The following is a 19,949-nucleotide window of genomic DNA, read 5'->3' on the forward strand; positions in this document are numbered from 1 at the left end:
GCCTGAAGGAGTTGAGGGCGAATGCGTAAATACTCGGTTTTTGCCGTGGCACGGGAAGCGATGCGGGCTCACAAGGGCTGGGAGGCTCAATGGACCTCGCCAGAGCCGCGCAAGGAGTATGACGTCATCATCGTCGGCGCCGGCGGTCATGGCCTGGGTGCGGCCTACTATCTCGCCAAGGAGCACGGCATCACCAATGTCGCCGTCATCGAAAAGGGCTGGCTCGGCGGCGGCAATACCGGCCGCAACACGACCATCATCCGCTCGAACTATCTCTATGAAGAGAGCATGCACATCTACGAGCATTCGATGAAGCTCTGGGAGGGGCTGTCTCAGGATCTCAATTATAATGTCATGTATTCGCCGCGCGGCGTGATGATGCTGTCGCATAATGTGCACGACCAGCAGTCCTTCAAGCGGCATATACATGCCAACCGTCTCTATGGCATCGACAATGAATGGCTGACGCCGGAACAGGCCAAGGCTTATTGTCCGCCGCTCGATATTTCGAAGACGGCGCGCTATCCGATCAATGGCGCCGCTCTGCAGCGCCGCGGCGGCACGGCCCGCCACGATGCGGTCGCGTGGGGATATGCCCGCGCGGCTTCCGATCGTGGCGTACACATCATCCAGAATTGCGAAGTCACCGGTATTCGCCGCGGGCCGGATGGCCGCGTGACGGGTGTCGATACCACCAAGGGCTTCATCGGCGCCAAGAAGATCGGCGTTTCCGCAGCCGGCCACACCACGGTCGTGATGCAAATGGCCGGCGTGCGCGTGCCGCTGCAATCGAGCCCGCTGCAGGCGCTTGTCTCCGAGCCGCTGAAGCCGATCTTCCCCTGCGTCGTCATGTCGAACACGGTGCACGCCTATATCTCGCAGTCCGACAAAGGCGAGCTCGTCATCGGCGCTGGTACGGACCAGTACAATTCCTATAGCCAGACCGGCGGCCTGCAGATCATTACCCATACGCTCGACGCGATCTGCGAGCTCTTCCCGATGTTCCGTCGCGTGAAGATGATGCGCTCCTGGGGCGGCATCGTCGACAATACGCCGGACCGTTCGGCGATCCAGTCGAAGACGCCAGTTCCCGGGCTCTATGTCAATTGCGGCTGGGGCACGGGCGGCTTCAAGGCGACGCCGGGTTCGGCCAATCTGTTTGCGCATCTCATCGCACGCGATGAGCCGCATAAGTTCAATGCCGGCCTGACGCTGGATCGCTTCCGCACCGGTCGCCTGATCGATGAGGCGGCAGCCGCCGCCGTAGCGCACTGATGCCGGCGGTGGTCGGGATCGTTCTTGCGGCGGGGCTTTCCTTGCCGGTCGGAGCGATCGCGACCGAAGCCAGCGATCTTATTCCGGGGGCCAAGGATTTTCGCATGCAGGTGATCCACAAGGCAAAGGATGAGGCCGACTGGCCCTTCGTAGCCGAAAGCGGAATGTTGCTCTGCGCCAAGGTGCTGAGCGAGCCAACCGTCTATTTCGTGCCGGACCCGACGTCCGAGGCGGCCAGGGCGTTTGTAATCGATACCGACCTGCTGGGCATGAGCCTGGTCAATCTTGGGATGACCAATGTGCTGAGACCCTATGGATCGCTGGAGGCGCTGCTGAAGCGCATAACACCTTTCGTCATCATGGGACGGCAGCTTTGCGCGCAGCCTCCCGGCACAAGCCTTACAGGCTCCGAGCTTTAACACAGGTAGAAAACGATGCTGCTGATTTACTGCCCCTATTGCGAGGAAGAGCGTTCGGAACTCGAATTCCGCAACGCCGGCGACGCGCATATCGTGCGGCCGGCCAATATTGCCGGGATTTCGGATGAGGAGTTCGAGGAATATTTCTTCCTGCGCGACAATCCGAAGGGGCTGATCTTCGAGCGCTGGCGGCACATCCATGGCTGTGGCCGCTTCTTCAATGCGGCGCGCGACACGGTGAGCGATCACTTCTACCGAACCTACAAGGCCGGCGAACCGAAGCCGGATCCGGCGACGCTCAAGCCCGGCGCGGCCGAACCGGTGGCGCAACAACAGAACGAACAAGAACAGACGGCACAAACAGAGGGATTCGTTGAATGAGCGGCGCCAATCGTATCGCGGGCAAGGGACGTCTGACGCCTGCCAGAACCGCTCGCTTCACTTTTGACGGCAAGACCTATACCGCGCTCGAAGGCGATACCGTCGCATCGGCGCTGCTTGCCAATGGCGTCCACCTTGTCGGCCGGTCCTTCAAATACCACCGTCCACGCGGCATCCTGTCGGCCGGAGCCGAAGAGCCGAACGCGCTGCTCGATATCTCGCGCGATGCGGCGCGGCGACAGCCGAACGTACGTGCCAGCGTGCAGGAAGTCTTCGACGGCATGAAGGCACAGTCGCAGAACCGCTGGCCGTCGCTCGCCTTCGATGTCGGCGGCGTCAACAATCTGATGTCGCCCTTCTTTGCCGCCGGCTTCTACTACAAGACCTTCATGTGGCCGAAGGCGGCCTGGAAGCATGTTTACGAGCCCTTCATCCGCCGTGCCGCTGGTCTCGGCGTCGCGCCGACGGAAGAAGATCCGGATCACTATGCCAGCCGTTATGCGCATTGCGACGTTCTCGTCGTCGGTGCCGGCGTTGCCGGCCTTTCCGCGGCACTCGCCGCGGCTGAAACCGGCGCCAAAGTCATCCTCTGTGACGAGCAGCCGGAGGTTGGCGGCGCGCTCCGCTTCGACACCGGCATCAAGATCGACGGTGTGGAAGGCTACGAGTGGGCGCAGATGACCTTCGCCAAGCTCAAGGCGATGCCGAATGTTCAGGTGCTGACCCGGACGACCGCCTTCGGCTATTACAACCACAATTTCTTCGGCCTCGCTGAACGGGTGACCGACCATCTGGCGAAGCCGGGCCGTAACCTGCCGCGCGAGCGCCTGTGGCAGGTCCGCGCCAAGCGCGCCATTCTGGCAACGGGCGCCATCGAACGCCACATGGTATTCCCGAACAACGACCGTCCGGGCATCATGCTCGCTTCGGCCGCGCGCGCCTATCTCAATCACTACGGCGTCGCCGTTGGGGCGAAGATCGGCGTCTATACGGCGCATGACTCGGCCTATGAGGCCGCTTTCGATCTCAAGCGCGCCGGCGTGTCCGTCGTTGCCATCGTCGATAGCCGCGCGCGGCCGGGCGAGGCTGTGTTGGCCGAGGCAAAACGGCTGGGCATCGAGGTGATGACCGACTATGCCGTCGTCGATACCTCAGGCAAGCTGCGCGTCTCTTCCATGACCGTCTCGCGCAACGGCAGCTCGGCGACCCGCAAGATCCCGGTGGATGCCCTGCTGGTTTCGGCCGGGTGGACGCCTTCAGTTCATCTCTTTTCGCAATCGCGCGGCAAGCTGAAATTCGATGCCGAGAAGCAGCGTTTCCTGCCGGGCACCTATGTTCAGGATTGCCTTTCGGTCGGTGCCTGCAACGGCACGGACGGGCTGCAAGCGGCGATCGAGGAATCGTTGGCCGCTGGTGAGCTGATGGCACGCGCGACCGGCAGCACCAATGGCGGCGAGAAGATCCAGCTTCATGCCGAGCAGGCTTTCGAGTGGACCGGCGGCATGATCGGTGCGGCTGAAGGCGCCGGGCCGGATACGAATGCGAAGGCTTTCGTCGATTTCCAGCACGATGTCTGCGCCAAGGATATTCGTCTCGCCGTGCGCGAAGGCATGCATTCCATCGAGCACATCAAGCGCTTCACCACCAACGGCATGGCGTCCGATCAGGGCAAGCTTTCCAACATGCACGGGCTGGCGATCGCCGCCGAAATGCTCGGCAAGGATATTCCGCAGGTCGGCCTTACCACCTTCCGCGCGCCCTATACGCCGGTGACTTACGGCACGCTCATCAGTCATTCGCGTGGGGCTCTCTTCGATCCCGCTCGCAAGACGCCGATGCATGCCTGGGAAGAGGCGCATGGCGCGATCTTCGAAGACGTCGGCAACTGGAAGCGCGCCTGGTTCTATCCGCGCGCCGGCGAGACCATGCACCAAGCCGTCAATCGCGAGTGCCGCACGGCGCGCGAAGTGGCTGGCGTGTTCGATGCGTCGACGCTCGGCAAGATCGAAGTGGTCGGACCCGACGCGGCCGAGTTCCTGAACCTCATCTACACCAATGCCTGGGATACGTTGAAGCCCGGCCGCTGCCGCTACGGCATCATGACCCGCGAGGACGGCTTCGTCTATGACGACGGCGTCGTCGGGCGTCTGGCCGAGGATCGCTTCCATGTGACGACGACGACAGGCGGCGCGCCGCGCGTGCTGCATCATATGGAAGACTATCTGCAGACAGAGTTCCCGCATCTGAAGGTGTGGCTGACCTCCACCACCGAGCAATGGGCCGTCATCGCCGTGCAAGGTCCGAAGGCACGCGAGATCATCGAGCCGCTCGTCGAAGGACAGGATCTCTCCAACGAGGCCTTCCCGCATATGAGTGTCGCCGAGTGCAAGGTTTGCGGCGTGCCGGCGCGGCTGTTCCGCGTCTCCTTCACTGGCGAAGTCGGCTATGAAATCAACGTGCCGGCCGATTACGGCCAGTCGGTCTGGGAGGCCGTCTGGGCTCGCGCCGAACCGCTGGGCGCTTGTGCCTACGGCACCGAGACCATGCACGTGCTGCGCGCCGAGAAGGGCTACATCATCGTCGGCCAGGATACCGATGGCACCGTCACGCCCGACGATGCCGGCCTTGCCTGGGCCGTGTCCAAGAAGAAGACCGATTTCGTCGGCATTCGCGGCCTGAAGCGGCCGGATCTCGTCAAGGAAGGTCGCAAGCAGCTGGTCGGCCTCGTCACCCGCGATCCGAAGGTGGTGCTGGAGGAAGGCGCGCAGATCGTCGCCGATCCGAATGAGCAGAAGCCGATGACCATGCTCGGCCATGTCACTTCGGCCTACTGGTCGGAAAATCTCGGCCGCTCCATCGCTTTCGCGCTCGTTGCCGGCGGACGTGAGCGCATGGGCAAGACGCTCTATGTGCCGATGCCCGACAAGACGATATCGGTCGAGGTGACGGATCTGGTGTTCTTTGACAAGGAAGGAGGCCGGATCAATGGCTGATCTCGCTACCCGCAAACTGCCGCTCGTTGGTCGCCACGGCGGTTCCTCGACCGTTCGGCTGACGCCTGCTGCTCCCGCAAGCCGCATTTCTCTGCGCGCTCCGGCCGATTCCGTCGGCGCTCTTTCGCAGGCGCTTGGCCTGCAACTGCCGACCCGGCCGAAGACTTCGGTCAGCGCCAATGGGCGTCACGCCCTGTGGCTCGGCCCGGACGAATGGCTCGTCATCGACGAAAACGGTGTCGAGCTGGTCGGCGTGGCTGGATCGTCTGGCGTGTTGCACTCGGCGACCGATGTCTCGCATCGCAATACAGCCATCATCGTGTCCGGCCCCGGCGCGGAAGCGACGCTCGCCGCCGGCTGCCCGCAGGATGTGTCGCTCAGCGCATTTCCGGTCGGCGCCTGCTCGCGCACGCTGCTCGGCAAGGCGGAGGTGGTGATCCTGCGGCTCGACGACGAGACACTCCGTGTCGAAGTCTGGCGTTCCTTCTCCGATTATGCTTTCGGCCTTCTGGCCGAAGGTGCGGAGGATGCGAGCCTTTAACTCTCTTCCGGCCTGTCCTTCGGATCGAACTGCGATATGGTCGTCCATGTCGCAGTCAGTGCCGGCTTGCGTTCGTTTTCGATCTCGACTGTTACGTCATAGGTCAGCATCAGCATGTTGGCGCCGCGCAGCCGGGTTTCGGCGAGCGTGAAACGGCCACGGACCCGCGCGTCGCATTTGACCGGCGACATGAGACGGATCTTCTCGAAGCCGTAATTAATGCCCATGGTCTGTTCGCGGATTTTCGGCAGGGCGCTGTAGTTCATCGCTGAAAGCAGCGAGAGCGTCAGGAAGCCGTGAGCGATGGTGCCGCCATAGGGTGTTTCCGCCTTGGCGCGCTCGGGATCGACATGGATGAACTGATGATCGAGCGTCGCATCGGCAAAAGTGTCGATCATCGTCTGGTCGACGGCAATCCAGTCGGAAACGCCGATTTCCGTTCCCGCAAGCTTCATGATCTCAACAAGCGAAATTTCGCCGGGCATGCCATCCTCGTCAGTCTGTGTCGTCAAAGCCCTTTCTGGCGAATCGGGATTGAAAGTGCAACCGCGATCAGCCTTCCAGAAGGAAGGCGACAGAGCGGGCGGGAATGTCGATCTGCTCTCCGGCTGGCGTTTCGCCTGCTGTCGTCAGCTGGGACCAGCCGCCGCTCTCGGAAGCCGGCAATATGACGGCGCGTTCGTTTGCGGCGCGATTGAAGATTATGGCGAGCCGCGTCGATCGGTGCGTCGCGCGATCCTCTGTTTGTAGCGCCATGCCAAGCACGGCCACTCCTGGCGCCTCCCAATCCGGCACCGTCATTGGCGTCCCTGCGCCTGAAAACCAAAGCACGTCACCATCACCCCGGAAGAAATTCATGTCGCCAAAGGCGGTGAAGCGGCGGCGCAGGCCGGCGAGCCAGGCAGTATGGCCGATCAGTTCCTCGTCCAGCGTCTTCCAGTCCATCCAGGTGATGGCGTTGTCCTGGCAATAGGCATTGTTGTTGCCCTGCTGGCTGCGCCCGCCTTCATCGCCTGCCGTCAGCATGATAGCGCCGCGCGTGGCAAAGAGCGTTGACAGCATAGCTTCAATATCGGCGCGGCGCTTGCGCTGGACCGAGGGATCATCCGTTTTTCCCTCGATGCCGTTGTTCCAGGAGAAGTTCTCGTTGTGACCATCGCGATTGTTCTCGCCATTGGCCTCATTGTGCTTGTTCTCGTAGGACACGAGATCCATCAGGGTGAAGCCGTCATGGGCGGCGAGGAAGTTGACGCTGCGCGTCTGTGTCCGCCCGTCACGGCCAAAGATGGACGAAGAGCCGGCAAGGATCGTTGCCAGATCGCCGATGCCGGCATCGCCGCGCCAGAAGCGGCGCAGGTCGTCGCGAGCGCGGTCGTTCCATTCGAGGAAAGGTGCCGGGAAATTTCCGAGCTGATAACCGCCTGGACCGATGTCCCAGGGTTCTGCGATCATGATTCGATCCTGCAGCACCTCGTCCGCCAGCATGGTGCGCAGCGTCATGCTTTCCGGATCGAAGCCCTTGCCGTTGCGGCCGAGCACGGTGGCGAGATCGAAGCGGAAACCGTCGATCCCGGCATTGCGGACGAAATGCCGTAGGCTGTCGATGATGAGCTTGCGTGTCGCCGGCTGATCGCATGCAACGGTGTTTCCCGTGCCGGTATCGTTGACAAGCGTCCCGGGCTGATCCGGCAGGCTGCGGAAATAAGTGGGGTTATCGAGGCCGCGCAGGGATAGCGTCGGGCCTTGACGGTCGCTCTCGCCGGTATGGTTGAAGACGAGATCGAGGATGACGGCGATGCCTTCGGCGTGAAGGGCGGCGACTGTCTCGCGCAGCTCCTTCATGCCGCCGGGTAGGAGACGTGGGTCGAGCGCCATGAAGGCGACGGGGTTATAGCCCCAGCCATTGGTGAGGCCGAGCGGCGGCAGATGCCGTTCGTCGATCCATGCTGTGATCGGCATGAGCTCGACGGCGCTCACCTGCAGGCGCTTGAGATGGGCGATGATTGAGGGATGGGCGAGGGCGCCGAGCGTGCCTCGCTTCTCAGCCGGCACATCCGGATGCAGCATGGTGAAGGGTTTGACGGCAATTTCATAGATCAGGCCGCCTGGCTGAAACAGAGGTTTGGCGGGCTTCACGGCAACGTCGCGCGAGACGATTGCCTTTGGCATCAGATCCTGAGTGTCTTCGCCGAACGCTGCGAGGCGAGCGTCGTATTGGAACGGCCGATCGATCTCCTTGGCATAGGGATCGACAAGCAGCTTGGATGGGTCGAACCATAGGCCGCGATCAGGATCGTAGGTGCCATGGGCGCGCAGGCCGTAGCGCGTGCCTTCCCCCACATCTTTCACAAAGAGGCGGTGTTCATCGCCGTCGCGGGCGAGCGGCAGACGGGCGATTTCCTTGTGGCCCTCGGCGTCGAACAGGCAAAGCTCTATCCGCTCAGCATGCCTAGAATAGACAGCAAATTCGACACCCGAGTCAGTGAGGGTGGCGCCAAGGCAGCGGGTTGTCGGTTCGGACATGTCTCGCGGGCTTTCCATTTTAGGACGTTGGAACGAACGTGATGCAATTTGCCGTCGTTCCCGGATAACCCCCTCATCCGTCTTTCGGCGATTTCGCTCCGCTCAATCACCGAAATCCACCTTCTCCCCGAGGGGAGGAGGTCCTTATGGCACAATCCCCCTCTCCCCTCGGGGAGAGGGCAGGGTGAGGGGGGTCTGCAAAAATTGCCGTCAGGTAATCACCGTCGGTGCATCGCGGCCGGTGCGGCCCTTGATGTCGGCGATATCCTGAGCGGCCGTGATGAGATCGGCCAGCGCTTCCTGGGTCTCGATATTGTGGCGGGTCGAATCGGGCTCGTAACGCTCGATATAGACGCGCAGTGTCGCGCCCGTCGTGCCGGTGCCGGAGAGGCGGAAGACGACGCGCGAGCCGCCCTCGAACATGATGCGGATGCCCTGATGCTGGCTGACCGACTTGTCGACCGGATCGTGATAGGCAAAATCGTCGGCGGCGGAAACCGTGAGGTCGCCGAACTTCGTGCCCGGCAGGGTCGGCAGCTTTTCGCGCAGCGCTGCAATCAGGCCGTTGGCAGCATCAGTATCGACGCCTTCATAGTCGTGGCGAGAATAATAGTTGCGGCCATAGGCGGCCCAATGCTGCGTCACGATATCGATGACGCTCTCGCCGCGCACGGCAAGGATGTTCAGCCAGAGCAGCACGGCCCAAAGGCCATCCTTTTCGCGAACATGGTTGGAGCCGGTGCCGGAGCTTTCCTCGCCGCAGATCGTCGCCATGCCGGCATCGAGCAGGTTGCCGAAGAATTTCCAGCCGGTGGGCGTTTCGTAGATGCCGACACCGCGCTTTTCGGCAACACGGTCGGCGGCGCCGCTTGTCGGCATCGAACGGGCGATGCCGGCGATGCCATGCGAATAGCCGGGAGCGAGGTTGGCGTTGGCTGCCAGGATCGCCAGGCTGTCGGACGGGGTGACGTAGATGCCCTTGCCGATGATGAGATTGCGGTCGCCGTCGCCGTCCGATGCTGCGCCGAAATCGGGCGCATCGTCGCTCATCATGTCGTCGTAGAGCTCCTTGCAGTAGACGAGGTTCGGGTCCGGATGATGGCCGCCGAAATCCGGCAGCGGCAGGAAGTTGCGCACCGATCCATCCGGGGCGCCAAGACGGATTTCAAAGATTTCCTTGGCATAAGGGCCGGTGACGGCGCTCATCGCATCGAAGCAGATGCGGAAGCCTAGGCTGATCAGGTTGCGGATGGCGCCGAAATCGAACAGCTCTTCCATCAGGGCTGCATAATCTTCGACCGGATCTATGACCGAAACGATCATGCCGTCGATATCTTCGCGGCCGATGCGGTCGAGGTTGATATCCGGGAAATCGGCAATCTTGTAGCTTTCGATCACCTTGGAGCGCTCGTAGATAGCGTCGGTAATCTTTTCAGGCGCGGGGCCGCCATTGCCGATGTTGTACTTGATGCCGAAGTCTTCCGTCGGGCCGCCGGGATTGTGGCTGGCCGACAGGATGATACCGCCGAAGGCCTTGTACTTGCGGATGATGTTGGAGGCTGCGGGCGTCGAGAGGATGCCGCCCTTGCCGACCATCACCTTGCCGAAGCCATTCGCGGCGGCCATCTTGATGGCCTTCTGGATGACTTCGCGATTGTAGTAGCGGCCATCGCCGCCGATGACCAGGCACTTGCCCTGATAGCCTTCGAGCGAATCAAAAATCGACTGGATGAAGTTTTCCGCGTAGTTCGGCTGCTGGAATACCGGAACCTTCTTTCGCAGGCCCGAAGTACCTGGTTTCTGGTCCGCGAAGGGGGTGGTGGGTACTGTTTTAATCATCGGGTTAAGCGCCTCTCGAGACTAGACTGGAGTAGAGAGCGGCGTAGCGTTCTGCGCTCCTGCCCCAGGATACGTCGGATTTCATGCCCTGCTTTTGCATCTGCGTCCAGACCTTTCGATCCGGGAAAAGATGCATGGCACGGCGCACGGCCTGCAAAAGCCCCTCCGCGGTGATGGGCGAAAATTGAATGCCGGTCGCGACTTTTGCCTGCAGCGCGGCATGGTTGGCGTCGATAATCGTATCGTTCAGCCCGCCCGTTCGCGCAACGATGGGTAAGCAGCCATAGCGTAAGCCATAAAGCTGCGTGAGGCCACAGGGTTCGAAGCGCGAGGGAATGATAATCGCATCACAGCCGGCCTGCATCAGATGCGACATGGGTTCGTTGTAGCCGGCCGAAACACCGACGCGACCGCGATGACGGCCGGCTGCGGCAAAAAGCGCGCCCTCCAGCGCCGCATCACCTGCGCCGAGAATTGCGAGCTTGCCGCCCATGTGGACGATCTCGCTGGCAACTTCAGCCAGAATATCCATGCCCTTCTGCCACGTGAGGCGGCTGACGACGCAGAAGATCGGACCGTCATCGTCGTCGAGGCCGAAATGCTCGACGACCCGATGGCGGTTGATGGCGCGATCCTTCAGCGTCGCCGCGCTATAGGTCTGCGCGATCATCGGATCGGTCGCAGGGTTCCAAATGTCATCGTCGATGCCGTTGACGATGCCGTAGAGATTGTAGGCCCTGCTGGCGATGACGCCTTCGAGGCCCATGCCGAATTCCGGCGTTAGGATTTCTTCCGCATAGGATGGGCTGACGGTGGTCAGGGCATGTGCCGTCTGCAGCCCGCCTTTCAGGAAGCCGACATCGCCGTAATATTCGATGCCTTCCATGGAGAAAGCGTGGGCCGGCAGGCGCAGGCCGGGGAAGATGTCGGCGCCGAACTGGCCCTGGAATGCGATGTTGTGGATGGTCAGCACGCTCGGCAGCTCCGGCGTCGGATAGTAGCGCATGTAGACCGGCACCAAAGCCGACTGCCAGTCATGCGCATGCACGAGATCCGGCCGCCAGCCGGGCAGGAGGCCGGCGGCAATTTCCGCACCGGCGAGCGACAGCGCGGCGAAACGACGCCAGTTGTCGGGGTAATCCTTGCCCGTCGCATCCACATAGGGGCCGCCGGTGCGGCTGTAATAGGCCGGCGCATCGAGCACGAGGAAGGAAATTCCCGCGTGCTCGACCTCGAGAATGGTGGCAGCCTCGCCAAGGAGATCCGGAAGCTCCAGACGGGCAACCGGATCGCGGATGGCTTTCATGACCGCAGGGTAGCCCGGGATGAGGGTTTTGGTTTCAACGCCATAGGGCTTCAGTGCAATAGGCAGGGCGCCGGCCACATCGGCAAGGCCCCCTGTCTTGATCAGGGGGAAGACTTCGGACGAAACCGAGAGAACCTTCATAGGTTACAAATCCAGCTTGTCGATCATCGATTGGGTGATGAGGCAGATGCCGCTTTCCGTGCGGCGGAAACGCTTGGCATCGAGTTCCGGATCCTCACCGACTATCAGACCTTCGGGAATGGTGACGCCATGGTCGATGACGACATTCTTCAGCTGCGCGCGGCGGCCGATCTTGACACTCGGCAGCACGACGGCACCTTCCAGCTTGGAGTAGGAATTGGCGCGGACACCGGTGAAGAGCAGGCTGTTGTAGAGGCTCGCGCCGGAAATGATGCAATCGCCGGCAATGACTGAGGAGATGGCGGAGCCACGGCGATCTTCGTCGTCATGAACGAATTTGGCCGGCGGCGTGATTTCGGCATAGGTCCAGATCGGCCAGGATTTGTCGTAGATGTCGAGCTCCGGCACCACGGCGGTCAGGTCGATATTGGCCTGCCAATAGGCGTCCACCGTTCCGACGTCCCGCCAATAGGCCTCGCGCTCGAAATCGGAGCGAACGCAGGATTGCGTGAAGCGGTGAGCGATGGCTTTGCCGTTCTTGACGATATGGGGAATGATGTCCTTGCCGAAGTCGCGGCTGGAATTCGGGTCGGCCGCATCGCGCTTCAGGCATTCGATCAGGAATTTCGTGTGGAAGACGTAGATGCCCATCGAGGCGAGCGCGAAATCCGGATTGCCGGGGATACCTGGCGGATCGGCCGGCTTCTCGACGAAGTCGATGATCTGATCCTTATCGTCGACGTGCATGACGCCAAAGCCGACAGCCTCCATACGCGGCACTTCCAGGCAGCCGATGGTGACGTCAGCGCCGGAATCGACATGTTGCTGCAGCATCCATTCATAGTCCATCTTGTAGATGTGGTCGCCGGCGAGGATGACCATGTATTCCGGACCATAGGGCTCGATGATGTCGATGTTCTGATAGACGGCGTCCGCGGTGCCCTCGTACCACTGCGTTTCGGAAACGCGCTGCGAGGCCGGCAGGATATCGAAGCTTTCGTTTCGTTCGGGACGAAAGAAGTTCCAGCCGCGCTGCATGTGGCGGATCAGCGAATGGGCCTTGTATTGCGTCGCGACGCCGATGCGGCGGATGCCGGAATTGAGCGCGTTTGACAGCGCGAAATCGATGATCCGGGTCTTGCCGCCGAAATAGACGGCTGGCTTGGCACGGCGGTCGGTCAGTTCTTTCAGGCGGCTGCCGCGGCCCCCGGCAAGAACGTAGGCCATGGCATCGCGCGCCAGCGGCTGGAAACGTTTTTCTACCATTTTATTCCTCCCTGTCCGTAGTGATCTCAGAATTCCGGTTCGAGCATGATGGTCGCCAGCGGAGGCAGCGTTATGATCGCATGTACGCCTCCGCCTGCATTGACGGCCTGGACACGCCCGCCATTCCCCTTGCCGCTGCCGCCGTAGATGTCGGCATCGGTATTCAATATCTCGCGCCACCGCCCCTCAGCTGGCAGACGCAAAGTGTAATTCTCTCGATAGACTGGCGTGAAATTGGTGATGACGGCAACCGGCTTTTCGCCCGGCGCCTTGCGCAGCCAGGCGAAGACCGAGTTTTCGAAATCGTCGACGACAAGCCATTCGAAGCCATCGCCCTCGCAGTCGCGGGCGTGGAGTGCCGGCTTGCTGCGATAGGTGAAATTGAGGTCGCGAACGAGGCGGCGCATGCCTTCATGCATGCGGTACTGCAGCAGGTTCCAGTCCAGGGCACGCTCCTCGCTCCATTCGCTCCATTGTGCGAATTCCTGGCCCATGAACAGCAGCTTCTTGCCGGGATAGCCCCACATGAAGGCATAGTAGGCGCGCAGATTGGCGAATTTCTGCCAGTCGTCGCCGGACATCTTGGCGATCAGTGATCCCTTGCCGTGGACGACTTCATCATGCGAGAGCGGCAGGACGAAGTTTTCCGAGAAGGCGTAGATCAGGCCGAAGGTCAGCTCGTTGTGGTGATATTTGCGGTGCACGGGCTCGCGGGCGAGATAGCTCAGCGTGTCGTGCATGAAGCCCATGTTCCACTTGAAGCCGAAGCCGAGGCCGCCTTCATGAACCGGCTGGGATACTTTCGGCCAGGAGGTCGATTCCTCCGCGATGGTCATGACACCGGGATGCGCACCATAGATCCGGGTATTCACCGACTGCAGGAAGCGGACGGCTTCGAGATTTTCGTTGCCGCCATATTCGTTCGGGATCCATTCGCCGTGCTTGCGGGAATAGTCGAGGTAGAGCATGGAGGCGACGGCATCCACGCGCAAACCGTCCAGGTGGTATTTTTCTGCCCAGTAGAGTGCATTGTTCAGCAGATAGGCGAGCACCTCGGTGCGGCCGAAATTGTAGATCGCCGTGTTCCAGTCGGGGTGAAAACCCTTGCGTGGGTCCTCGTGCTCGTAGAGGGCGGTTCCATCGAACCAGCGCAGGCCATGCTCGTCGGTCGGAAAATGCGCCGGCACCCAATCGAGGATAACGCCGATGCCGACCTTGTGGCAGCCGTTGACGAAACGGGCAAAGCCTTCCGGTTCGCCGAAGCGGGCCGTCGGGGCGTAAAGACCCGTGGTCTGATAGCCCCAGGACGGATCGTAGGGGTGTTCGGTGATCGGCAGGAATTCGATATGGGTGAAGCCCATGTCGACGCAATAGGGAATGAGGCGCGAGGCAAGCTCGTCCCACGACAGCATCGAACCGTCGTCGCGGCGCTGCCAGGAACCGGCGTGTACCTCGTAGATGGAGATCGGCTGGCGGCGCTGATCGACGCTTGCCCAATGTTCGCGATGCGCCGAATCGTCCCAGACCTGAAGCAGTTCGTTGGCGGTGACCGAAGCCGTTTTCGGGCGCAGTTCGCTGCGTCGGGCAAAGGGATCGGCTTTCAGCGGCAGCAAGACGCCATCATGGCCACGGATCTCGAACTTGTAGGCGACCCCGGCTGGCACATCCGGAGCGAATATCTCCCAGATGCCGCTGTCGGCACGGAAACGCATGACGTGCCGGCGGCCATCCCAATTGTTGAAATCGCCGACGACGGAAACGCGCTGCGCATTTGGCGCCCAGACGGCGAAATGAAAGCCCTGCACGCCCTCGTGCTTCAGGGGATGGGCGCCCATCTTGTCGAACAGGCGCAGATGCGTGCCCTGGCGGGCAAAATAATCGTCCATCGGCCCGAGAACCGGACCGAAGCTATAGGGATCGGTTACCGCCCATTCTGCATCGCCGCGCCGTGCGCGATAGCGGACCGGCTGCTGCTTGGCGAGCTTGACGTCGCCGGAAAAGAAGCCTGCCGGATCGAGGCATGCGAGCTCGCCGATGACGGAACCGTCGAGTGCCGTGGCGGTGACGGCTTCCGCGCCAAGGATGAAACAGCGGGCCACATAGCCGTCGTCCGTCTTGTGAACGCCGAGAACGGCGAACGGATCGGAATGGGTGCCTGCGAGAATTGCAGCAATATCCTCTGCCGAAATATCGCTCGAGCTCGTAGCGTCAGCGGTTTTTTTCGGCTTTTTCATCCGGCTCTCCAGATTTCCTTGGCGTATTGACGGATCGTTCGGTCGGAGGAGAACCAGCCCATGCGAGCAGTATTGTTGATTGTCTTTGCGTACCACTCCGACGGGTTGGCCCAGAGAATATCGACTTCGCGCTGTGCCGAGGCATAGGCGTCGAAATCGGCAGCGACCATGAACCAGTCGTGGCTATAGATGCCGTCGATCAGGCTGGCGTAGCGGTTGCGATCGTCGGGGGAGAAGACGCCGGAGGCGATGGCCGAAAGGGCTTGAGCCAATTCGCGCGAACGCTCGATGATGGCGCGAGGGTTATGACCGTCGCTGCGCAGGTTCGCGACCTCGTCGGCCCGCAGTCCGAAGATGACGATATTGTCCTCGCCGACATTGTCGCGCATTTCGACATTGGCGCCATCCAGCGTGCCGATGGTCAACGCGCCGTTGAGAGCGAATTTCATGTTGCCGGTGCCGGAGGCTTCCATGCCGGCGGTCGAAATCTGCTCTGAAAGGTCGGCGGCCGGAACCATGACTTCTGCCAGCGACACGTTGTAGTTCGGCACGAAGACGACCTTCAAGAGGCCGCGTACGGACGGATCGTTGTTGATGACGCGGGCGACGTCGTTGATCAGTTTGATGATGAGCTTCGCGTTGTGATAGCTCGGCGCCGCCTTGCCGGCAAAGAGCTTGACGCGCGGCTGCCAATCGAGTTCCGGATGCGAGCGGATCTGGTCGTAAAGTGCCACTGCCTCAATGACGTTCAGAAGCTGGCGCTTGTATTCATGGATGCGCTTGATCTGGATATCGAACATCGCGTTCGGGTCGAGCTTGATGCCCATGCGGCTGGCGACGAGGTTGGAGAGCTGCACCTTGTTGGCACGCTTGACGGCGGCGAACTTCTCCTGGAAGGCGCTGTCGTGGGCGAACTGATCCAGCGGCTTCAGCTGTTCGGCATCGTCGAGGAAGGCGTCGCCGATAGTTTCGCGTACGAGATTGGTCAGCCCGGGATTGCATTGCATAAGCCAGCGCCGCGGTGTGATGCCGTTCGTCTTGTTGTTGATGCGATCGGGATAGAGCTTGTGGAGGTCGGCGAAGACCGTGACCTTCATCAAGTCGGTATGAAGCGCGGAAACGCCGTTGATCGAATGCGAGCCGACGAAGGCGAGATTGCCCATGCGCACGCGGCGATCACCATTCTCGTCGATCAGCGAGATCGAGCGGATTTCGGTGTCGCTGAAATTGCGCAGCTTGCGCGCTTCGACCAGAACCTTGGCGTTGATGGCGTAGACGATCTGCATGTGCCGCGGCAAAAGCCGCTCGAACAGCGGTACGGGCCAGCTTTCGAGCGCTTCCGGCAGCAGGGTGTGGTTGGTGTAGCCAAAGGTGTTTCTGGTGATATCCCAGGCCTTGTCGAAATCGAAGCCGTGGACATCGATCAGCAGGCGCATCATTTCCGTGACGGAGACGGCCGGATGCGTGTCATTCAGCTGGATCGCAACCTTGTCGGCGAGATTGGTCAGGTCGTCATATTGCTGCAGGTGGCGGCGCAGGATGTCCTGCAGCGAGGCCGACGAGAAGAAGAATTCCTGGCGCAGGCGCAGTTCCTGACCGGCCGGCGTCGCATCGGCGGGATAGAGAACGCGGGTCAGGCTTTCGGCCTTGTTGCTTTCGCGTAGCGCGCCGATGTGATCGCCGGCGTTGAAGGCATCAAGCAGGATCGGGTCGATCGGTTGCGCCGACCAGAGGCGCAGCGTGTTGACGCGCTTGCCGCGCCAGCCGACGACGGGCGTGTCGAATGCCGTGGCGATGACGCGCTCGGCCGGCTTCCAGACGTAACGCGGCTGATCGTCGTGACCGCCGATGGTCTCGACAGCACCGCCGAAGCCGATTTCATAGGAGCTTTCCTGGCGTTCGAATTCCCATGGGTTGCCGTGTGCCAGCCAGGTTTCGGGCAATTCCACTTGCCAGCCATCGGCCATCTGCTGACGGAAGAGACCATGCACGTAACGAATGCCATAGCCATAGGCCGGCACATCGACGGTTGCCATGGATTCCATGAAGCAAGCGGCAAGGCGGCCAAGACCGCCATTGCCGAGCGCTGCGTCGGGCTCAAGGCCGGCGATGACACGAATATCGACGCCCAGCGAAGCGAGAGCGTTGGTTATCTCCTCCATCAGGCCCAGATTGGAGATGGCGTCCCGCATCAGGCGGCCGATGAGGAATTCGAGAGACAGATAGTAAACGCGCTTGGCACCCGTCTGATAGGCTTTTCGGGTGGATTCGATCCATTTGTCGATGACGCGGTCGCGGATGACAAGGATCGTTGCCGTCAGCCAGTCGTGCGGCTTGGCGACCTTCGCATCCTTGCCGATGCGGTACGTCAAGCGCTCGATGATTTCTTCGGCAAGGATTTCGGGGCGGGAACTGCGCGGGGCTGGAACGGGGAGATCGGCTTTCGTCAAGTTATTCATACTATCAACTCTCGCCATTTATGATTTATATTCAGCGTGTTACGCTCAATTAAATCGATTTGCCTTTCCGTGTCACTATCAGTTTACGCACCGATGTAAAGCAGTTGCAACAAGCGAGTTGGGCGGATGCGAAAAATGCCGCCAAAGGTCTGCCCTGAGTCGGAAAAGACTTGATTCCGATGATGTTTCGGGCTTTTATTCGCGCATCGATCAAACGAAAAGCCGCGCGATACTCGCATCGCGCGGCTTTTTCTTTGCTGTCTATCTATGGTTGCTTGGCGCTATTGCCAGCGAGATCACTTCGTCAGCAGCGTCATCTGCTTCGATGTTTCCGTGGCGATTGTCGTAAATGCCTTGAAGAGATCCGCAGCGCTTTGGGGCGTAAAGTAGTCGGAGGCTGAAGTAGCGCAATACTTCAGCAAGGCCTGGCCATTCTCCGGTGCCATGAAGGCAATCGTGTACACGTGGATGCCGTTGCTGCGCGCCTTGTCGCATTGTGCTTTGGTATCCGTGTCCGCATTTGTCACGTTGTTTTCTCCGTCGGTCATGAATACGATGTACATGGTCGGGTTCAGGACGCCGCTCTTGTCCTTATGTTGGAGCTGCTCATATGTCAGTCCTGAGGTCGGGGACGATTTCGTCAATGCGTCGACAGCGGCCGTAAACGCGGGGGCCGAATTCGTGGAGCCGCTCGAAGTCAGGTTGTTGACATAAGTCGTGATGCCGCTCGTACCCCAAGCGAGGGCCGTAGGTGTCTGAGCGACATTGTTATACGAGTCCGCGCCTGTTCGAACGTACATCATGTTCGGGTCGGCACTGTTTAGCTGTGCGGCCAGATTGGACGTGGCAATCTTCAGCGATTCCATTTTGGTGTAGTAATTCGTCTTGGTGCCGGTGCAATTACTCCATACCTGCCAGCCGTTCCCATTCGTCTTCAAGCAGCTATAGGTATATGTCGTGGTCGGCTGCTGGGTATTGACCGTGTCCGTGGCTTCATCCATGGATCCGGAGCGGTCCAGAACAAAATACATCGACAGCGCATTCTTCTGGATTTCGGTAGTCTTTCCGCTGGTTGACGTGCTGGACGCAGAAATGTTCAGGGAACTCTGCCCCGTCAGGCGGGTCATGCTGTTCACGGACATCGAATAGGATGCATTTACAACGACCGTGTAACCCGAATTCCCGGAGGAATCGGTCGTTTTTGTTACCGTCGTGCTGGTGCCCGCTTTCAGTGAATTCGTAGCATCCGTATCACCGGCGAGATAGTTCGACATTTGGCCGAGAACAAAATTGTTGGCGAGATCCTTGGCGGTCGTGGTGGTCGCACTGCCGTCCGCAAGCGCGGTTGCCGTAGCGAGCGCGGCGGCGTCCGTTGATTCCTGAAGCTGGCTGCGTGTCAGCGACATGTTCGTGACATCGACCGCTACACCTCCCGCCACAGCCAGCACGGGCACGGCAATCGCCGTCAGGATGCCAAAATTTCCGGCTCGATCACGTAGAAGTTGTTTAAATGCCCAAAGTATATCGGAGCCGGCAATCATCATGTCCGCCTATTGGAAAGAGTTAGATTCTCAAGAACGGCGGGACTATCAATTACAAATATGAGTTGAAGGTTTAAGCGGTCAGTTGATTTTTAACAAACTACATAATCTGGCGCGATTTGCTTCAAATTTTTACTACTTTAAGTATATTCTATTTTAGTGGAACGACATCTACCGCCTGAACGGCTTTCTGATTGCCGTAGCTCTTCAGTACGCCGATAACGGGGGCAACGTCCGAATAATCGCGACCATAGGCAACGACGATGTGATCCGTGCCGGCGGGAATATTGTTGGTCGGATCGAGCTCGATCCAGCCTGCCGTCTCGCCGCACCAGACGCGCACCCAGGCGTGCATGGCGTCGGCGCCTTCCAGTCTTTCCTTGCCGGGCGGCGGAATGGTGCGCAAGAAGCCGCTGACATAGCCGGCAGGGATACCGAGGCTGCGGAGCGCGATGATCATCACATGGGAAAAATCCTGGCAGACCCCGCGCTTGAGGCGAAATGCCTCCTTGGGGGTGGTATCGACCGTTGTCGCCTTGGGATCGTAGGTGAAGTCCTTGTGGATCTGCGCGCAGACCGCATGCGCAATCTGCAGTGTCGTCAGTTTGGTCGATTTCCATTGCCTGGCGTAATCGGTGATTTCGCCCGTCTCCGGCAGACGCGGGCTGCTGCCGAGGAAATGGTGGGGTGAAGACGGGTCGATCGACCAGCAGTCTTCGATCTCTTCCGGCAACTTGGCCAGCAGCGGCGAGAAGTCGGCCCCGACGGGCTGGCTTTCCACCTGAACGCGCGCCTGCATGCGGATGTCGAGCCTTTCATGCGGATCGCGAACCAGGATCGAGGTCGCCGGATGCTGGAAGAAATCCGTGAAGTTGGATTGCTCGTCCGGACCCGGGGTTATCTTTACCGAGCCGGCGATCAGCCTCTGCCGATTGGGCAGTGAGAGCGGCATGACGCGCAGGATATGCCGCGCGCCGCTTGCCGGCACGTCGTAGATGTAGCCCATGTGAAGCGAGAGATCGTAGAGCATT

The 19,949-nt window shown here is 60.5% G+C and carries 14 protein-coding genes; 5 read left to right on the forward strand and 9 right to left on the reverse strand.

What is annotated here, in order from left to right; genetic code table 11:
• Positions 1-21: 21 nt before the first annotated feature.
• From JJQ51_RS17715 to JJQ51_RS17735, 5 genes are read left to right on the forward strand one after another with little or no spacing between them, the layout of a single operon-like run.
• Positions 22-1,275 (forward strand): sarcosine oxidase subunit beta family protein, encoded by a 1,254-nt coding sequence (locus JJQ51_RS17715; protein WP_113330522.1) that lies wholly within the window; start codon positions 22-24, stop codon positions 1,273-1,275.
• A complete protein-coding gene (locus JJQ51_RS17720; protein ID WP_113330521.1) occupies positions 1,275-1,694 on the forward strand; it encodes a hypothetical protein in 420 nt (139 codons plus the stop codon). Before JJQ51_RS17715 ends, JJQ51_RS17720 begins: the two co-directional genes overlap by 1 nt.
• A gap of 15 nt (positions 1,695-1,709) precedes the next feature.
• Positions 1,710-2,075 (forward strand): sarcosine oxidase subunit delta, encoded by a 366-nt coding sequence (locus tag JJQ51_RS17725; protein WP_269245016.1) that lies wholly within the window; start codon positions 1,710-1,712, stop codon positions 2,073-2,075.
• Positions 2,072-5,068 (forward strand): sarcosine oxidase subunit alpha, encoded by a 2,997-nt coding sequence (locus tag JJQ51_RS17730; protein ID WP_269245017.1) that lies wholly within the window; start codon positions 2,072-2,074, stop codon positions 5,066-5,068. Before JJQ51_RS17725 ends, JJQ51_RS17730 begins: the two co-directional genes overlap by 4 nt.
• Positions 5,061-5,609: a sarcosine oxidase subunit gamma gene (locus tag JJQ51_RS17735; RefSeq protein ID WP_113330518.1), complete on the forward strand. Its 549-nt coding sequence runs from the start codon at positions 5,061-5,063 to the stop codon at positions 5,607-5,609. Before JJQ51_RS17730 ends, JJQ51_RS17735 begins: the two co-directional genes overlap by 8 nt.
• Here the strand turns inward: JJQ51_RS17735 and JJQ51_RS17740 are convergent.
• The 9 genes from JJQ51_RS17740 to JJQ51_RS17780 form a co-directional block, all read right to left on the reverse strand.
• Positions 5,606-6,094 carry a MaoC family dehydratase gene (locus tag JJQ51_RS17740; RefSeq protein WP_113354973.1) on the reverse strand — a complete coding sequence of 163 codons (489 nt, stop codon included), beginning with the start codon at positions 6,092-6,094 and terminating at the stop codon, positions 5,606-5,608. The two genes, JJQ51_RS17735 and JJQ51_RS17740, sit on opposite strands and share 4 nt — an antisense overlap.
• Before the next feature lie 67 nt (positions 6,095-6,161).
• A complete protein-coding gene (gene glgX / locus JJQ51_RS17745) occupies positions 6,162-8,132 on the reverse strand; it encodes a glycogen debranching protein GlgX (RefSeq protein ID WP_113354977.1) in 1,971 nt (656 codons plus the stop codon).
• Between the two features lie 210 nt (positions 8,133-8,342).
• Complete coding sequence (locus JJQ51_RS17750; protein ID WP_069613291.1) at positions 8,343-9,971, reverse strand: alpha-D-glucose phosphate-specific phosphoglucomutase; 1,629 nt, start codon at positions 9,969-9,971, stop codon at positions 8,343-8,345.
• A 4-nt stretch (positions 9,972-9,975) separates the two neighbouring features.
• The gene (gene glgA, locus JJQ51_RS17755; protein WP_113330515.1) at positions 9,976-11,418 is read right to left on the reverse strand and encodes a glycogen synthase GlgA; all 1,443 of its coding nucleotides are present in this window, start codon (positions 11,416-11,418) and stop codon (positions 9,976-9,978) included.
• 3 nt (positions 11,419-11,421) lie between these two features.
• Positions 11,422-12,684, reverse strand: coding sequence for a glucose-1-phosphate adenylyltransferase (gene glgC / locus JJQ51_RS17760; protein ID WP_113330514.1), 1,263 nt, complete (start codon positions 12,682-12,684; stop codon positions 11,422-11,424).
• 26 nt (positions 12,685-12,710) lie between these two features.
• Positions 12,711-14,918 carry a 1,4-alpha-glucan branching protein GlgB gene (gene glgB, locus JJQ51_RS17765; protein WP_113420206.1) on the reverse strand — a complete coding sequence of 736 codons (2,208 nt, stop codon included), beginning with the start codon at positions 14,916-14,918 and terminating at the stop codon, positions 12,711-12,713.
• Positions 14,915-17,377 (reverse strand): glycogen/starch/alpha-glucan phosphorylase, encoded by a 2,463-nt coding sequence (locus JJQ51_RS17770; RefSeq protein WP_113420207.1) that lies wholly within the window; start codon positions 17,375-17,377, stop codon positions 14,915-14,917. The genes glgB and JJQ51_RS17770 overlap by 4 nt, the downstream gene beginning before the upstream one ends.
• A gap of 296 nt (positions 17,378-17,673) precedes the next feature.
• The gene (locus JJQ51_RS17775; RefSeq protein ID WP_269245018.1) at positions 17,674-18,921 is read right to left on the reverse strand and encodes a vWA domain-containing protein; all 1,248 of its coding nucleotides are present in this window, start codon (positions 18,919-18,921) and stop codon (positions 17,674-17,676) included.
• A gap of 148 nt (positions 18,922-19,069) precedes the next feature.
• The gene (locus tag JJQ51_RS17780) at positions 19,070-19,948 is read right to left on the reverse strand and encodes a transglutaminase family protein (protein ID WP_113330511.1); all 879 of its coding nucleotides are present in this window, start codon (positions 19,946-19,948) and stop codon (positions 19,070-19,072) included.
• Position 19,949: the final 1 nt, after the last annotated feature.

The sequence above is a fragment of the Rhizobium sp. AG207R genome, assembly GCF_027109195.1.
In the GTDB taxonomy this organism is placed as follows: Bacteria; Pseudomonadota; Alphaproteobacteria; order Rhizobiales; family Rhizobiaceae; genus Rhizobium; species Rhizobium dioscoreae.

Excerpts from the sequence above, each read along its gene's own strand:
- glgA (WP_113330515.1), bottom strand. The coding sequence starts at position 11,418 with ATGAAGGTTCTCTCGGTTTCGTCCGAAGTCTTCCCCCTGATCAAGACA.
- JJQ51_RS17730 (WP_269245017.1), top strand. The coding sequence starts at position 2,072 with ATGAGCGGCGCCAATCGTATCGCGGGCAAGGGACGTCTGACGCCTGCC.
- JJQ51_RS17750 (WP_069613291.1), bottom strand. The coding sequence starts at position 9,971 with ATGATTAAAACAGTACCCACCACCCCCTTCGCGGACCAGAAACCAGGT.
- JJQ51_RS17725 (WP_269245016.1), top strand. The coding sequence starts at position 1,710 with ATGCTGCTGATTTACTGCCCCTATTGCGAGGAAGAGCGTTCGGAACTC.
- JJQ51_RS17715 (WP_113330522.1), top strand. The coding sequence starts at position 22 with ATGCGTAAATACTCGGTTTTTGCCGTGGCACGGGAAGCGATGCGGGCT.
- JJQ51_RS17780 (WP_113330511.1), bottom strand. The coding sequence starts at position 19,948 with ATGCTCTACGATCTCTCGCTTCACATGGGCTACATCTACGACGTGCCG.
- JJQ51_RS17720 (WP_113330521.1), top strand. The coding sequence starts at position 1,275 with ATGCCGGCGGTGGTCGGGATCGTTCTTGCGGCGGGGCTTTCCTTGCCG.
- glgB (WP_113420206.1), bottom strand. The coding sequence starts at position 14,918 with ATGAAAAAGCCGAAAAAAACCGCTGACGCTACGAGCTCGAGCGATATT.
- JJQ51_RS17735 (WP_113330518.1), top strand. The coding sequence starts at position 5,061 with ATGGCTGATCTCGCTACCCGCAAACTGCCGCTCGTTGGTCGCCACGGC.
- glgC (WP_113330514.1), bottom strand. The coding sequence starts at position 12,684 with ATGGTAGAAAAACGTTTCCAGCCGCTGGCGCGCGATGCCATGGCCTAC.
- JJQ51_RS17775 (WP_269245018.1), bottom strand. The coding sequence starts at position 18,921 with ATGATGATTGCCGGCTCCGATATACTTTGGGCATTTAAACAACTTCTA.
- JJQ51_RS17740 (WP_113354973.1), bottom strand. The coding sequence starts at position 6,094 with ATGCCCGGCGAAATTTCGCTTGTTGAGATCATGAAGCTTGCGGGAACG.
- glgX (WP_113354977.1), bottom strand. The coding sequence starts at position 8,132 with ATGTCCGAACCGACAACCCGCTGCCTTGGCGCCACCCTCACTGACTCG.
- JJQ51_RS17770 (WP_113420207.1), bottom strand. The coding sequence starts at position 17,377 with ATGAATAACTTGACGAAAGCCGATCTCCCCGTTCCAGCCCCGCGCAGT.